Annotated in this window: 14 protein-coding genes and 1 tRNA gene; 3 read left to right on the forward strand and 12 right to left on the reverse strand. The window is 37.4% G+C overall.

The window, feature by feature from the left end; genetic code table 11:
* The first annotated feature begins 33 nt into the window (after positions 1 to 33).
* The gene (locus AC5YCE_RS02020; protein ID WP_496170871.1) at positions 34 to 897 is read left to right on the forward strand and encodes a lysophospholipid acyltransferase family protein; all 864 of its coding nucleotides are present in this window, start codon (positions 34 to 36) and stop codon (positions 895 to 897) included.
* Between the two features lie 226 nt (positions 898 to 1123).
* On the opposite strand, the gene AC5YCE_RS02025 is transcribed toward AC5YCE_RS02020, so the two are convergent.
* The 7 genes from AC5YCE_RS02025 to AC5YCE_RS02055 form a co-directional block, all read right to left on the reverse strand.
* Positions 1124 to 1888: a glycosyltransferase family 25 protein gene (locus tag AC5YCE_RS02025; protein ID WP_496124344.1), complete on the reverse strand. Its 765-nt coding sequence runs from the start codon at positions 1886 to 1888 to the stop codon at positions 1124 to 1126.
* Positions 1889 to 1907: 19 nt separating this feature from the next.
* Positions 1908 to 2885 (reverse strand): glycosyltransferase, encoded by a 978-nt coding sequence (locus AC5YCE_RS02030; protein WP_496170776.1) that lies wholly within the window; start codon positions 2883 to 2885, stop codon positions 1908 to 1910.
* Positions 2886 to 2994: 109 nt separating this feature from the next.
* Complete coding sequence (locus tag AC5YCE_RS02035) at positions 2995 to 4608, reverse strand: glycosyltransferase family 2 protein (protein WP_496170779.1); 1614 nt, start codon at positions 4606 to 4608, stop codon at positions 2995 to 2997.
* A gap of 3 nt (positions 4609 to 4611) precedes the next feature.
* Positions 4612 to 5382, reverse strand: a complete 771-nt coding sequence (locus AC5YCE_RS02040; RefSeq protein WP_496170781.1) for a glycosyltransferase — start codon at positions 5380 to 5382, stop codon at positions 4612 to 4614.
* 332 nt (positions 5383 to 5714) lie between these two features.
* Complete coding sequence (locus AC5YCE_RS02045; RefSeq protein WP_496125797.1) at positions 5715 to 6641, reverse strand: branched-chain amino acid transaminase; 927 nt, start codon at positions 6639 to 6641, stop codon at positions 5715 to 5717.
* A 26-nt stretch (positions 6642 to 6667) separates the two neighbouring features.
* Positions 6668 to 9418, reverse strand: coding sequence for a bifunctional [glutamate--ammonia ligase]-adenylyl-L-tyrosine phosphorylase/[glutamate--ammonia-ligase] adenylyltransferase (gene glnE / locus AC5YCE_RS02050; protein ID WP_496170783.1), 2751 nt, complete (start codon positions 9416 to 9418; stop codon positions 6668 to 6670).
* Positions 9419 to 9493: 75 nt separating this feature from the next.
* Positions 9494 to 10771, reverse strand: coding sequence for a sensor histidine kinase (locus AC5YCE_RS02055; RefSeq protein ID WP_496170785.1), 1278 nt, complete (start codon positions 10769 to 10771; stop codon positions 9494 to 9496).
* A gap of 519 nt (positions 10772 to 11290) precedes the next feature.
* Between AC5YCE_RS02055 and AC5YCE_RS02060 the strand changes: the two genes are divergently transcribed.
* Both AC5YCE_RS02060 and AC5YCE_RS02065 read left to right on the forward strand, forming a co-directional pair.
* Entirely contained in the window at positions 11291 to 11860 is a 570-nt protein-coding gene (locus AC5YCE_RS02060; protein ID WP_496125800.1) for a LexA family protein, read from the forward strand.
* 26 nt (positions 11861 to 11886) lie between these two features.
* Positions 11887 to 13182: a Y-family DNA polymerase gene (locus AC5YCE_RS02065; RefSeq protein ID WP_496170787.1), complete on the forward strand. Its 1296-nt coding sequence runs from the start codon at positions 11887 to 11889 to the stop codon at positions 13180 to 13182.
* Between the two features lie 178 nt (positions 13183 to 13360).
* On the opposite strand, the gene arsH is transcribed toward AC5YCE_RS02065, so the two are convergent.
* From arsH to AC5YCE_RS02090, 5 genes are all read right to left on the reverse strand, one after another.
* A complete protein-coding gene (arsH, locus tag AC5YCE_RS02070; protein ID WP_496170789.1) occupies positions 13361 to 14065 on the reverse strand; it encodes an arsenical resistance protein ArsH in 705 nt (234 codons plus the stop codon).
* 2 nt (positions 14066 to 14067) lie between these two features.
* The gene (gene arsB / locus AC5YCE_RS02075; protein ID WP_496170792.1) at positions 14068 to 15123 is read right to left on the reverse strand and encodes an ACR3 family arsenite efflux transporter; all 1056 of its coding nucleotides are present in this window, start codon (positions 15121 to 15123) and stop codon (positions 14068 to 14070) included.
* A 2-nt stretch (positions 15124 to 15125) separates the two neighbouring features.
* The gene (locus AC5YCE_RS02080; protein WP_496170794.1) at positions 15126 to 15452 is read right to left on the reverse strand and encodes a metalloregulator ArsR/SmtB family transcription factor; all 327 of its coding nucleotides are present in this window, start codon (positions 15450 to 15452) and stop codon (positions 15126 to 15128) included.
* Positions 15449 to 15874, reverse strand: a complete 426-nt coding sequence (gene arsC, locus AC5YCE_RS02085; protein WP_496170796.1) for an arsenate reductase (glutaredoxin) — start codon at positions 15872 to 15874, stop codon at positions 15449 to 15451. The genes AC5YCE_RS02080 and arsC overlap by 4 nt, the downstream gene beginning before the upstream one ends.
* A gap of 365 nt (positions 15875 to 16239) precedes the next feature.
* Positions 16240 to 16326: transfer RNA gene (locus AC5YCE_RS02090), tRNA-Leu, on the reverse strand.
* Between the last annotated feature and the right edge of the window lie 21 nt (positions 16327 to 16347).

Consider the following 16347-nt stretch of genomic DNA (forward strand, 5'->3'; position numbering starts at 1 on the left):
TTCCAATTATTCTAGAGCAGTGACTTCTGAGTGATCTATTTATCCTTAAAAATGGTGTCTAAACTTCCAATGACAGCAATTCAATCCTTTGCTAAAGTTATTGGAAGAATTTTATTTAAAACAAATTCATCATTAAGAAAAACCACAGAAAAGAATTTAGCGCTTGCGTATCCTGAACTCACAGCTGATGAAAGAGACATTCTCACGCAGAAAAGCGTGCAAAGTCAGTGTATGACTTATGCTGAATCAATCAAGATATGGGGTTCTAGCACTGATTACGCTCTTTCTTTAATCTCTAAAATACATGGTGAGAAAATATTCATCGAAGCAATTAATGCTCAAAAAGGCGTGATTGTTGTTGTCCCCCATTTTGGTACATGGGAGTTATTGAATGTATGGTTAAATCAACATTCATCACCCGTGATCATGTATAAACCCAATAAAAATGAAGATATAGATCGCTTTATGTTAGAAGCCAGACAACGTTTGAATGCAACGCTTGTACCTACGGATGAATCCGGTGTGCGTGCAATTTTCAAGCACTTAAAATCTGGCGGATTAACTGTCATTTTACCCGATCATGTCCCTAAAGAGTCCGGTGGAATATATTCAATGTTCTATGGGCAAAATGCTTTATCTTCAACATTGGTTTCTAAGTTAGCTTCAAAAACTCAATGTGCAGTTCTTGGTCTGACTTGTTTACGTCTAGAAGATTCTGAACGTTTTGAAATTTATGTATCAGAACTTTCTGATCATATTTCATCTAAAGACTTACAACTTTCGGTGGATACGCTTAATAAAGAACTGGAGCAGATGATCAATACCGATCCAGTACAATATATTTGGGGTTATAAAAGGTTTAGAAAGTTGATCGATAATAAAAATGCATACCAATAAAATGTTTGCATAATTAGCGGATTTAAACATGTTGCGATACAGCAAATAAAGCTATTCGGCTCAATGCTTTTCATACACAATTATGTATAAACTTTCAATATTCCACGGCATAAATAATCAGTACAGAATAGACTGTTTTCTTGATTTATTAAAATAAGGTCTATTCTTAGCTCTTGGACTATAAGATAAATTCAAACCAATAAACCAAGTAATGACTACTATTACATTATTTGAAAGGAATCGTTTTAGCGAAAAAAAGGACTCTTAACTGGAAAAGTAAACGTCTAAGCTCTCGAGCAATTTTTTGATTTAACTTCAATTTTAACTTCGGTGCCTCAAACTGAACTCTACTACTTTCTAAGAAACTATCAAACAAGACTTGTTCATTTAAAACTTTGTCTTGGATACATATTGCAGGCACCAATTGATAAATTTGAAATGAGTTATCTTCAATAGGAGTTAAAAATAAATACCAATCAATCGGAACAATTTTCTTAGAATTCTGTATATAACGAATCAGTAAATCTACCGCATCCACAGACAAAATATATCCAGCCGCACCAAAATGTTTAAAGTTTAATTTTTGTAGTTTTCTATCTAATACGTTAAATGTTGGGCCTCCAACAAAAACTTTCTCTAAAAAAGTTTCCAGTTTAATCACCTTAAACTCTTCAGTAATCCAATCTGATGATTTTAAAAAGTGTGTTGCTTGATCCGATAAAAAAATATCATCCTCAAAAATAGCAAAAAACTTTTGGTTTTCACTTTTCGCTTTTTGCCAGACAGCAATATGACTAATAAAACATGCTAACTCTACCGGGCTTAAATGTGTTAAATCACACATTGGAAAAAGATTTTCTGCAATTTGTTGTGCCTGATCTGGTGTAATCGCATCAAAAAAATTAAATTCAATATTATTTTTTGAAAACTCATGCTCAATATGTTGTCTACGGTCTGATGCATTTTTTAGACTTATAACATAATTTTGCATTTAAAATTCCTAATAACATTTATTGAAACCAAGATTGATTTTCAGCAACTTCTTTCAAGAACGGTTTTTCAACATTAATCTTGGCACCAGATATTGCCAATTGATAATACTTCAAATATTGATTTGCCATTTCAAAAGCATTGAAATGATTTATAACGTGCTGGTGACAAACCAATGGATCATAGCTATTTTCCAAAATAGCGTTCTTTAGTACTTTGGCGCTATTGCTTAGTCTACCACATTGCTCAGGCACTATTTCTGGAATTGCACCATATGGAGTCGCAAATATAGGACAACCGAAATACATACTCTCAATAATAGCCAATCCAAATGGTTCATGCCATTTCACTGGAAAAATGAGTCCTTTTGATCTTTGTAATAAAGAGATTTTTTCCTCCCCTCCCACCATCCCATGAAATTTAATTCTTGGAGAAAAAGTTAAACGTAACCCACGTTTAAAATTAAAACGATCTCCACCTAAAACATGTAAGGGAACTTTGGCAGTTTTAGCTAAATGTATTGCCCCTTTGACATTTTTTAAACGCCAAGCAGCTTTGCCTAGGAAATGATAATAATCTCGTTTTATATTCCAATCGACTTCGCCGTAGTTTCTCCAATCTAAACCGTTATATACAAAGCTTTTAGATCCATGCCTTTCTGCATGATTTTTAGAAACAAAAATAGTATTTAAATCTAATGGGGAATTTAACTGAGCATTTCCATGTTCCGTCACGACATAAGGTGTATCAAGTTGCATATCCTTCGGCTGAAACTGAAAATGAACAATATCTGTACCTAAAGGAATTTGTTGACTCCAACTCAGCGAAGGATTAATAAATAGTACTTGAGCAAAATCACAGGTAGATCCGACAGGCACAAGAAAAACTACTTCATGCCCCAACTCGACTAAAGTTTTAGCCAAGTCCCAAATGACGCGTTCAGTTCCACCATACGCATAAACAGGGATTGGAGATTGATTTACAATTAATATTTTCATTTCATTAAATCATTTAAAGTATCGGTAAAATCATCATCAGCAATATAAAACAATCTAGATTTCTAGTATTTACACCACAATGTTTGATTAAAAAACAGAAATTAAGATTTTATTTTTGATGATTCTTTTCCCATAGCATTAAATACTTGTCTAAGGTATATCCCATAGATGCCATTGCTAAGATAAATCCATATGCACCACCTACGATATCCCCACGTATTATATATTCTCGAATAAATGAGAAGATAGAACGTAAAATAAGGGTGGCTAAACCTACTTTTTTACCCTGTTTAAATTTATCACTTGCCCAATCATGGCTATAGCGAATATTTTTGAGTAAAAAGTGGTGCAAATCATCATTGGTTAAATGAGGTAAATATCCATTGAGACGGACCGATGGAACATTATTTTGATCCAAAGATTCATGAACTTCTAATGATGAATATTTAAAGTCTTGATTCGAATATAATCGAGCAAGTTTGTCGGTATACCAATAACGCTTTTGAACTTCAACACCACAAAATAAGTTGACACGTGCTACTGTAAAAACCTTATCCCTTTGCACTGGTTGTTTGAGCACTTTAACAATGGACTCTCTAAGCTGTTGATCTAAACGCTCATCAGGGTCTAATACCAACACATAATCTTTTGTTGCATAGCTTTGTGCCAATTGTCTTTGTTTACCAAAACCTTGCCAATCCGTATTAACAAACCACTTGGCTCCGTAGCTTTCTGCTATCTGTCGCGTATTATCTCTACTGCCCGAATCAAGTATGATAATTTCATCCACAAGGTCGTGAACTGTATCTAAACATGCGGCTAAATGTCTTGACTCATTTTTTGCAATCATGACCAAAGAAACTGTTGATTTTCTATCTCCCAAATCAATCGTTTTAATCAAGTCTTGATCTTGTAAAGATTTTTGAAAAGTTTGCTCTGCAGTATTATTTTTTAAGTCATATAAAATTGCATACTTATTAAATGTATATTGTGTAAAGAGTAAAGCATAGACAAAGCCATATTTACCCATTAAGAAACGGCCATCTAAAAAGTATTGCTTAAAGAACGCCCATATCGTATGAAAAAATACACTCAAGATACTGGCAGACTTACCACGTTGATGACGATCTATCGCCCATGCTTTTGCATACGCTAAACGCTTATCCAACCAAAATTGAGGGGTGTCTGCCGTTTGATGCAACATAAAACCAGATAGAACTTGAGTTTCAGCTTGTTTTAAATCAACAGACTCATGTACTAAATTATCGTTATATTGGAAGTATTTTGGATATAAGCGCCAGTGTGCTTTGATAGGCCATAATGGATTATCAATTTTATGACCCAAAATACAATCAATTCGTTTTATACCAAATACGGTATTTTCAGGTCTGGTTTTGATTGCCTCTAGAATGCTATTTTTTAATTCTTCAGTAATGACTTCATCCGCATCTAAAGCCAGTATCCAATCACCTGTTGCGTAGCTTTGTGCAATTTGTCGTTGCTTACCAAAACCCGGCCACTCATTATTGACATACCATTTTCCACCAGCGGCTTCTACCAATACTTGGCTTTGGTCTGTACTTCCCGAATCTAAAACAACCAATTCATCAATCCAACCGGCCAATGCAGGTAAAGATTGCTCTAAATTTTTTGCTTCGTTTTTTACCATAATGACCACACTCAAACGATATGGTCGTTGTTCTTGATTAAGCAAGTGATTCATAAATTACTGCCAAGCATCCTTAATCCACTGAGATGGCAACACATAGCGATACCATTTACCACCACCCCCATTTACCGCATCGGGTGGATTAATTTCACCATGGAAAATAATAATTTTCGCACCCTCAGGTTTTACAGGTGGTTTAAAAAATGCCATCGGAATTTTTTGTAGACAGTGATATTTATAGCTTTTGCACCAACTTTCAGGCCAATAGGTTTGCTTAGCATGTTTATCGACGTACCAAGACAAATAAGCTTGTTCATTACGAAATTTTTGCCGAATCTCATCAAAGTTTTCACGAAAATATGGCAGGAGTCCAGGAAAAGCACCCAATTTAAAACGATAAACAGAACTATTTCCTGTAATTCGCCAAGGTCTCTTCCAGTCGTGAATAATTAAAAAATCACCCGGATAGGTAAAAAATTCATCGATATTATCAACAATAACCACATCTAAATCTAAAAACAGAGCATTCCCTTTTAAACCATATAAGTCAGGTTCAAAGGTAGAAAGCTTGTTCCAACCCCGTTCAGGTGCACCCTCAGGCAAAGCTAAAGGTGGAATTGGAAAACATTCAACCTCAGGATCAATACCCTCGGTACGATCAGTCAAACACACCATTTTAAAATCAACAGTAGTGTGCCGTTTAACCATGTTATACAGACGATTTACGTAGTCGGAACCATACTTGGTCCCCCACTTCATACACAGCACGATATTTTGATTGTGCTGTTCTGTCGTATTTAATACGTGATCATTTTCTTGCAAAGACATGCTTAAACTACTCATCCTCATTATGCTTCGCATCATAGCATATCTATGAATTAAAGCAGAATTCGCCACTTAAAAACTCAGTTCAAACCCTGTAAATAAATTGTAATTTTAAAGTCATTATTCAGAAATATTGAAATTTAAAATCAGCTTTAAATTCATCATTTATGAAACCTCTTAGATTCTCAAATGAACTTTAACAGTGTTGGAAATCGTTATGTTGGGCGAGCTAGTGAAATAATTTTATCTCAGCATCATCATGAGACTACATTAGATATTGCTAAAAATTAAGTCATAAAAAACCTCTCATTTGAGAGGTTTTTTATTGGGAGAGATTACTTAATGTAAGTCAACCAGTGTGCATATTTCGGATCTTTACCTTGAACAGCATCAAAATAGGCTTTTTGAATTTGTGTGGTGATCGGACCACGAACACCTTCACCAATTTGACGATCATCATACTCACGAATTGGCGTGACTTCAGCAGCCGTACCTGTAAAGAACGCTTCATCAGCGATATAAAACTCATCACGGGTAATACGGCGTTCAATCACGTCATAACCCAAGTCTTTTGCAATCGTGATAATCGTTTGACGGGTAATACCATCAAGCGCACCACCTGCAACATCAGGTGTATGAATCACGCCATCACGTACTAAGAATACGTTTTCGCCCGAACCTTGGCATACATAACCCTGCGGATCGAGAAGCATTGCTTCGTCATATCCAGAGTGTGCAACTTCTTGATGCGCCAAAATTGAAAGTGTGTAGTTACCTGAGGCTTTTGCTTTACACATGGTCACGTTAGGATGGTGATGCGTAAATGAAGACGTTTTTACACGAATACCCTTCGCCATTGCTTCTTCACCCAGGTAAGCACCCCAACTCCATGCTGCAACCACCGCATGAATGGTATTATCTGTTGCTGCGATACCTAGTTTTTCTGAACCAATAAAAATGATCGGGCGTAAATAGCAAGACGCGAGTTTATTTTCACGCACAACATCAATTTGAGCCTGTTCTAACGTCGCTTGATCAAATGGAACTTTCATTTGATAAATTTTTGCAGAGTTAAGTAAGCGCTTTGTATGCTCTTTTAAACGGAAAATCGCTGTACCATTTGGTGTTTCATAAGCACGGACACCTTCAAAAACACCCATACTGTAGTGTAATGTATGAGTAAGGACGTGAGTTTTCGCTTCACGCCAATCAACTAATTGTCCATCTTGCCAAATAAAACCATCACGATCAGCCAAATTCATGACTTAAACTCCAAATGTATACTTAATTATTCACTTTCCAACGCGAACACCGCAGTTGGATCAATCAATCTTTGCCACAATGTGCAAACCACCTCTCGGGTATCAAACCAATCAGCCGCGCTCACTTGCATACTTTGATTAGCAAGGGCGAGTCTATGGCTCTCGGCGCGTTCACTCAAATAGGCTTGAATCAAGGCTGAAGCATCGTCACTGGATAAACAACGTGCCTTGGCAGCATCTTCTAAGATTCGTACATTGTCGGAATAATGGGCGAGATCAGGATTCGTCCCACTCCAGGCTAACACGACATACTGTGCCATAAATTCGATATCAACGATACCACCTGCATCCTGTTTTAAATGAAAAATTCCATCTTTTTTTTGTTCTTTCGATGAACCCAAGTGATCTTTCATTTTTTGACGCATGTTGAGAACTTCTTCACGAACTTTATGCTCATCACGAGGCAAGGTCAAAATAACTCTGCGAAGTTGCTCGAACTTTTCACGTAAAGCACTTTCTCCTGCAATCGAACGGGCACGAACAATCGCTTGGTGCTCCCAAACCCATGCATTTTTAAGTTGATACTGCTCAAATGCTTTTAGACTGGTCACTAAAAGTCCCGCTTCCCCTGAAGGACGCAACCGTGTATCAATTTCATACACACGTCCATCCAAAGTCTGCGTGGTCATGAGTGACATAAACTTTTGGGCAACTCGCATTGCAAATGTGAAACCACTAATCGGTTTAAGTCCATCGGTATCTGACTGCTCATCCATATAGTGAATAAAGACGAGATCTAAATCTGAACCATATCCAAGTTCAATACCTCCCACTTTGCCATAACCAATCACGGCAAATGCAATATGATCCATTGAGCAACGATGCCCTTCGGCATCTAAAGGATAGCCGTGTTTTTTAGCTGTAATTTGATAGGCCAAATTCAATGTTGCAATCACAGAGACTTCGGCAATATCCGTCAACGCATCCGAGACTTTCATAAGTGGACTTTCAGCCAACACATCGCTGGCAGCCACAGTCAATACATTGGATTTTTTAAACAACCTCAGCACGCGCATTTGATCCTCAACCTGATCAATTTCAATGCGCAATAGCTGTTGACGTAAAGAGTCTTCTAAATCTTTGCGCTTGGGTAACTCAAAATCCATCGATAAGAATTCGTCCAATAACACTGGATAGTGTGTCAACTCTTCACAAATCCATGGACTGACCGTCGCCATTTTAACCAGGCGCTGTAGGGCCCCTTTACTTTCAATCAACATGACCAAATACACCGTACGGCGCATCACGGATTCTATCAAAGGCATCAGTCTGACCAGCGCTGTTTGTGGCTTATCAGATTGTAGAATCGCTTCAATCAAATGCGGCCAAAACTCTTTTAAGCGCTGAATTGCTTTTGCTGGAAGCTTTTTAATGGCATGCCCAAACCAAAACTCTTGAATTAAATTCTTCGCGTGATCATCTAGTATCTGCTCTAAGCGTTCTTCCATTTGGCCGAAACTTTGTACTAAAGTTTCTGTGCCTTTTTCTTTAATCAAATGTTGAAACTGATAAATCACTTTTTGACGCTTTTGATTCAATACAACAATGAAGTGATCCCAATCTGTAAACCCTAAAGTTTCACACATTCGACGTCTTAAATCAGGCTCTGTTGGTAGTGACTGCGTTTGTTGGTCATTTAAGGCTTGGATCGCGTGTTCGACACGGCGTAAAAATAAATAGGCATCTTCTAAATCAATAACAGCATCATCATCCAAAAGACCTACTTCACCTAAATGTTTTAAGCTGACCAAACATTGACGATCTTGTAATTCAAGTTTTGACCCACCGTAAATCAGCTGAAATACTTGAACAATAAATTCAACTTCACGAATCCCACCTGCCCCTAATTTAATATCATCTTCAATATTACGACGCGCGACTTCACGCTCAATCATGGCTTTCATTTCACGCATGGCTTCAAAAGCAGTGTAATCCACATATTTACGGAAGACGAAAGGTCGAGTCATCGCCAGTAGATCATCGCCATCTGCTCCACCTGAAACAATGCGTGCTTTGATCCACGCATAACGCTCCCACTCACGACCATGCTGGCTTAAGTACTTTTCTAAAGCCACATGACTAATCGCTAAGGCTGAGCCATCACCCCAAGGTCGAAGTCGCATATCCACTCTAAACACAAAACCATCTGCAGTAATATGCTCAAGCAGATAAATAATCTTTTGCCCCCAAGCAATGCAGAACTGCTGAACATCAATGCACTTTCGACCATTGGTTTCACCTTGCTCATCGAAGGCAAAAATCAAATCAATGTCACTGGAAAGATTCAGCTCTTGAGCGCCCAATTTCCCCATGGCAACGACGATCAGATCTTGTACTTTTCCGTTGTAGCCTATTGGCTCACCATGTTTTGTAACCAATGGAACTCGTGCAAAATCTTTGGCGGCATTAATACTAGCATCAGCAAAATCAGATAGCTCTCGAGTTAGCGTCACTACATCAGTGAGTTGGTTGGCATCTTGCCAGATCCATCGAAACATCAGGCGTGCACGCAAAATACGCAACGTGCTCATCCATTGATTTTCATTTTGAATATCAAGCAGAGCACTTTGAACAAGTGAACGAATCTGGGATGTGGTTAAGCTTTTTTGAAATTGATCAATTGCAAAATCTTGCTCTAATGATGGTGTATGCAAGGATAGAACTTGTTCTGCATACTGACTTGCTCTTAAGGTTTTTTGCAATTGTTCAGCGTTCATCAAAAATGCCTTCAACTTTATATTGAAAACATTTATATCAGTTCACTTCACTTTTTTGGAGAAATTAATTGATTTTTATATCGGACGAAGTTCTTTTAGTTCACTCTTTCGAGGTACAACCAAACTTTGATGTGCATGCTCAGCAGCAGGCAAGATGACTTTAAAGGTCGTCCCCTTACCCTGTTTAGAGGTCACACTAATTTCGCCATGATTCAAATCAACAAACCGTTTGCACAATACCAATCCTAATCCTGCACCCTTCTCACCTGACGTTCCTTTGATGGTAACTTTTATATCAGGTTGAAATAGTCCTGCGATTTGATCGGTTGTCATACCTAAACCAGTATCACGAACCGTGATTTCAACACCACGAGAACACCGCTGAGCTTCGATGTAAACACAGCCCGTACCATCCACAGGGGTGAATTTTAGTGCGTTTGAAACCAAGTTTTGAATGACAGACGTGATCATGTTGATATCCGCATAGACTCGTAGATCTTCAGCTACGTTCTCTATCAACTTAATTTGTTTTTTAACAGCTAAAGTATTTAAAACATCATGAACGATTTTGGTGGTTTGTTTGAGTTGAAAATTAATCGGGTGATAGACAAATCGACCACCTTCTGCCATCGCCCAATTCAATAAACTTTCCAACAAGTTATAGGTCGACTGCGCCGTATCATGTAAATAATCAGCGATGTTTTGTAGACTTGAATCGTCTAGACTTTCTCTCTCTTCAGCCAAGACTTCAGAAAAACCCAATAAACCATGAAATGGTGCACGTAAATCATGTGCAATAATTTGGAAAAATTTAGTTTTACTAAAATTCAACGCGGATTGTTGTTCGTACAGCTCTTTTAATTCTTCATAATCGAGTCGTGTTTCAATGATGCGAATTAAGCTCATTGAAAAGTCATAAACCAGCTCTAGGCATTCTTCATCGTATGGGTCTTTACATTCATCAAAAAGAATGACCTGCCCGATAGAATCGGTATCATTAATCTTCAAATTAAATGCAATCACACGCTCATGATCCACACCTAAATCTTTAATATGCTGTGAAAATGCGAAGTAATTTTCGTGATCTGAACCGAGTGATGTCGCACCATTAAAATACGGCAAAAGGTTGGCTTGTTTTTTTGCATGAAAAGCATTAAAACCCAGCGGTGATGAGTGCCAGATATAAGGTTCATTATGAAAAGCAAGAATGGCAGAATCTGTTTTTAAAATACTGCGTGCAAATTTGAGAAAACCTTCCACCTGACTTTTAGGCGTCATGACACCCAATAAAATCGACAGCTTACAAGCACTTAGCTGATCTGCACTCTCCACCTTTAATAATTCTAATTTCATGCCCAGACCTAAATATTATAAGAAGAATTATAAAATTGAGTATTCGTCAATTTTATGCCGGGATTCCAAACGTTCAAAACAGCAAATAAAAGACTTTAAAATTTTACAACCAAAGTACAAAATTCAATTTGAATTTTTTCTTACTGCATAGTAACTCATAAAATCAAATCAAAAAAGCATATAGGCACACGTAAAATTTATATAAATCTAGCTTAAAACACCTTAAACAACTAATAGTTAATCATTTTTCATGAAAATATCAAATGAATTGTTAATGATTTAACTTATTCAATATGTATCTATATTTATCATTTCTACCAGAGTAAATTCCGTCTCTCATGAAAACCAACATTGCTTATTATTTAATCTTTATATTAAACAGAGAGATAACATTGAATTAATTTTCATATGTATCACCTCTTTGATTTTCCAAATTTCACCATTGGTCGAAAATTGGTTGTGATCAAAACTCAGATGCTTTTAAAATTGATTTTGTAACAGAAACAAGCATAGGTAAATATGAGTAGTAATCATGGTGGTTATCGACCTGGGGCGGGTCGAAAATCCTTATTTAACGAACCCACCAAGGTCATTCGTGTTCCCGAATCAAGCATTATCCATATTCAGGATTTTTTAAAAAAACGACGACAGCACGTTAATGAAGTTGAGTCTATTCATCAAATTGTTGCCCAAAAAAATAGCAGTATTCCACTTGCTTTGGAAAAAATCTCAGCGGGCCCTCCTTCAAATACAGAAGGTTATATAGAAAAACCACTCGATTTAAATAAACACTTAATTAAAAATGAGTTGACGACGTTTGCAGTCAAGGTTGCATCGCTGTCTATGCTGAATGCAGGTATTAATATAAATGACATTCTCATTGTCGATCGAAGTCTAACCTCAAAAAACCAAGATATTGTGGTTGCCTTGGTGGACAATGATTTTACGGTTAAACGATTGATGGTTGAAAAAAATGGTGACCATTGGTTAAAAGCTGAAAATCCAGATTTCTCTGACATTCATTTAAAAGGTAATCAAGAATTAATCATCTGGGGTGTCGTGACTTCTATCATCAAAAAGTTACGTTAATTTAAAAAGATAAACGACAAATACTCATGCAGTATCCCCATAAAATCATCGCACTGGTTGATATCAATAACTGTTACGTCAGTTGTGAACGCGTTTTTAATCCGGCCTTAATTGGTCGACCTGTGATTGTGCTTTCAAATAATGATGGTTGTGCAGTTTCTCGCTCAGATGAAGCCAAACAACTTGGTATTAAAATGGCAGCGCCGCTATTTCAAATTCAGGAACTCGTTCAAAAGCACAATGTGCATGTGCTTTCCAGCAATTATGCCGTTTATGCAGAAATGTCTCGACGCTTCATGCAGGTGTTGGCTCAGTTTGTCGGTGAGAACGAGCAAGAGATCTATTCGGTTGATGAATGTTTCTTAGATTTAACCAGTTTAGCTTTAAACTATGACATCACAGCGTATTGTCATCATATTCTGAAATGCATCGCAAAATGGTTAGGGCTTCCTGTTTGTATTGGTATTGGACGTAGTAAAACTGAAGCAAAGCTTGCCAATCATATTGCCAAGCAACATTCAGGTTATCAAGGTGTCTGTAATTTAGCAGCCATGGATTTGTGTTCTGTAGAGGCCTTATATCAAGACATAGACGTCTTTGAAGTCTGGGGTGTTGGTCGTAACAATCAAAAACGACTCAAAAACTTAGGCATATACAACGCTTATGATTTGGCTTGTAGTGATCCACAAATGTTAAGAAAGCACTTTTCTGTGGTCATGCAACGTACCGTCATGGAATTACAAGGGATTTCCTGCATTCAACTCGAAACTGAAATAGCTGCAAAAAAACAAATTATCAGCAGTCGTTCATTTGGGCATCGCATTACAGAATTGAGCGATTTAAAAGAAGCAATTACTGCCTATACGATTGAAGCCATTAAAAAATTACGCAAAGATCAACTTCTCTGCGGAACAGTAACCGTTTTTCTACAATCCAATCCGTTTGATACAACAACGCCCTACTACAACCAATCATTAAGTCATGATTTTAATGAAGCGACCGATGATTTCCTTATCATGTCTAAAGTGGTGAATTCATTAATCGAGCGACTGTATCAAAAAAACATTTTATTCAAAAAGTGTGGTGTGATTTTAAACTCACTTGAACCGCAAAAAAGCCATATTTTCGATTTATTCACAGATGTGAAAAAAATTGAAGAAAATGACAAGCTCACAGATACTTTTGAAGATATTCATGAAAAATTTGGCAAATCAAAACTCGCCATCGGCGCAAGTGCATTTCCCGACAGAACTTGGGCAATGACGCGCGCGAAACTCTCCCCTAATTACTTTCACTGGGATGGACTGATGTTGGTTCATTAATCCTCATTTACATCATCAATGCTTAAAGTCAGCCTACCTTGCCAAATTTTTACAAATTCAAATGAGTACAACTCTAGCTCCATACATCCAGATCTATGTTGTCAAAATTATATTAAAAAGCCCAAATTTAAAATATTTGGGCTTTCATTCTTTATTGCTTATTTTTAATGAAGCAACATCAGATATTTTTCTGATTAACGCGCTGAGAAAGTTGCTCCGCTGTCTCTTTACGTTCTGAGTAGCGATCGACTAAATACGCAGACTGCCCTCTGGTCAACAGCGTGAACTTATAAAGCTCTTCCATCACATCGACAATACGATCATAGAGTGAGGATGGCTTCATCGTTCCATCTTCATTAAATTCTAGAAATGCTTTTGGAATAGAGGATTGATTTGGGATAGTGATCATTCGCATCCAACGCCCTAAAACACGCATTTGATTCACGCTATTAAAAGACTGAGATCCACCACTGACTTGCATAAGTGCCAAGGTTTTTCCTTGGGTGGCACGTATTGCGCCTGCCGCAAGTGGAATCCAATCGATTTGAGCTTTAAGAATAGAACTCATCGCACCATGACGCTCAGGTGAACACCAGACCATCCCTTCGCTCCATGCCAATAACTCATGTAGTTCTTTGACTTTAGGATGCTGATGATCAGCATCCTCAGGAAGTGGCAAGCCTTTAGGATGGAAGATTTTAACTTCACAACCAAAGCGCTCAAGAATACGTCCTGCTTCAAGCACTGCAAGACGACTATAAGAACGCTCTCGATTTGAACCGTACATCAACAATATTCGAGGAGGATGTTGCAACGCTTTTGCTTGAATTTGATCAAATGTAGGCGTAGGCAAAAGATCACTTATAAGATTTGCGTGTGTCATTTTCATCTCTTCATTATTTGAGTATTTGCATAGTATTTACGTTTAAGCCATAACGAGACCGAAACAAGTGCAATCAGTACAGGGACTTCAACAAGAGGCCCAATAACTGTGGTAAATGCCACGGGTGATGCCAATCCAAAAGTCGCAATGGCAACGGCCAAAGCCAATTCAAAATTATTTCCAGCAGCCGTAAAAGAAATTGCTGTGGTTTTAGGGTAATCACTCCCCATCCACTTGCTCATAAAGAAACTCAGCAAAAACATCAAAACAAAATAGATGGTTAAAGGAATCGCGATCCGCACAACATCCAAAGGAAGACTCACCACCTCTGCACCTTTGAGGCTGAACATTGCAAGAATAGTAAAAAGCAATGCAATCAAGCTGAGTGGGCTTATTTTTGGAATAAATTCATTTTGATACCAACTCAAACCCTTTCGTTTAACCAAAATCAAACGTGTCAAAAATCCCAGCAGAAATGGAATACCTAAATAGATCAATACAGCCTGGGTAATCGTCCAAAAATCAATGGTGATGATTTGAGAAGTAACCCCAAAATATGGTGGTAAAAAAGTTAAAAATAACCATGCATAAGTACTAAAAAATAGAATTTGAAAAATACTATTAAATGCAACTAAGGCAGCAACGTACTGATTATCACCGCCAGCTAAACCATTCCAAACCAATACCATCGCAATACATCGTGCAAGCCCAATAAGAATCAAACCAGTCATGTATTCTGGATAATCTTGTAAGAATACCATTGCCAAGATAAACATCAGAACAGGTGCAATGACCCAGTTTTGTATCAATGACAAAGCTAGTGTTCGTTTATCCTTAAATATTTGCGGTAGAGTCGTGTAATCCACTTTTGCCAAAGGTGGATACATCATCAGAATTAGGCCTATCGCGATTGGAATATTGACCGAGTTGAAGCTAAGCTGATCGAGCGAAGTAGATGCTTTGGGAAAGAAATATCCAATCATCACACCTAAAGCCATAGCCAAAAAAATCCAGAGCGTTAAATTTCGATCTAGAAAAGACAAACGATTTGAAATCATAGTTACTCACAGCATGATGATGTAATCGAAGCTTGGTTCAACAATGCTTGATTTTGTTGACCTCGAAGCAAGATATCTAAAATATCATTAGCCCATACATCCAGATCTGGATGTAAGCTGTAATAGACCCATTGCCCTTGTCTACGATCAAGCAACAGTTTAGATGAACGCAATAAAGCTAAATGTCGAGAAATTTTTGGCTGACTCAATTGAAGTTTTTCAATCAAATCACAGACACAAAGTTCTTTATATTTTGCGACTAATAACACAATGTTAAGTCGAGTATCGTCCGCTAAACATTTTAAGAAAGTCAGCTGTTCCAGACTCATTTCAATCTCTGCCCACGATCATCGATAATTTTTTCACCATCTTCTTTAGTCAAAGCACCTCGTTGTGGCTCAGTTAAAATATCCAAGACCACTTCCGATGGGCGAGCCAAACGTGTCCCTATAGGACTCACAACGAAAGGACGATTAATCAGTAACGGATGCTCTACCATGAAATTCAACAATTCTTGATCTTTAAATATGTCTTTTTCTAATCCTAATTGACTATAAGGAGGTACATTTACCCTAATAGCTTGGCGGACTGACAAACCAGCCTCTTTGATCAGTTGATTTAACTCATCCACAGATGGCGGATGCTCAAGATAATAGATAATCTCAGGCTCAATCCCAGCGTTTCGAATCAAAGCCAAAGTATTACGAGACGTTCCACATTCAGGGTTGTGATAGATTTTCACTTGAGACATACATATCTAGACCATAATTTTATAATTGGTTTATATATGAATAATCATATATATGCAAATTCATATATATGATTTACATTGTCATTATCAATAAATTTATGGATAAAGCTTTGTTTAAACTTAGAATAAAAAAGATAAGTCTGATGAAACTTTTATGTTGTTCGCCAATAGCTGTAATTCAAATATACAAAATACAGGTACTTAAAGACCTCGTCTTTTATTAGATAAATTTTGAGTTTATTGCACATGAAATGATCAACACCGTAATGAATAACGCTAGACCAATTTTTAGACAAAAAAAAAGCCCAAGGCTTAATTTGCTTGGGCTTTTTAAAATTCTTTAAACACTACACACTTAAAATAAGTGGTCCCGAGGGTCGGACTCGAACCGACACGTCATCTCTGACAGCGGATTTTGAGTCCGCCGCGTCTACCAATTTCACCACCTCGGGAGAGGTTGTGTGCGTATATTA

The organism is Acinetobacter sp. CY79, assembly GCF_059515845.1.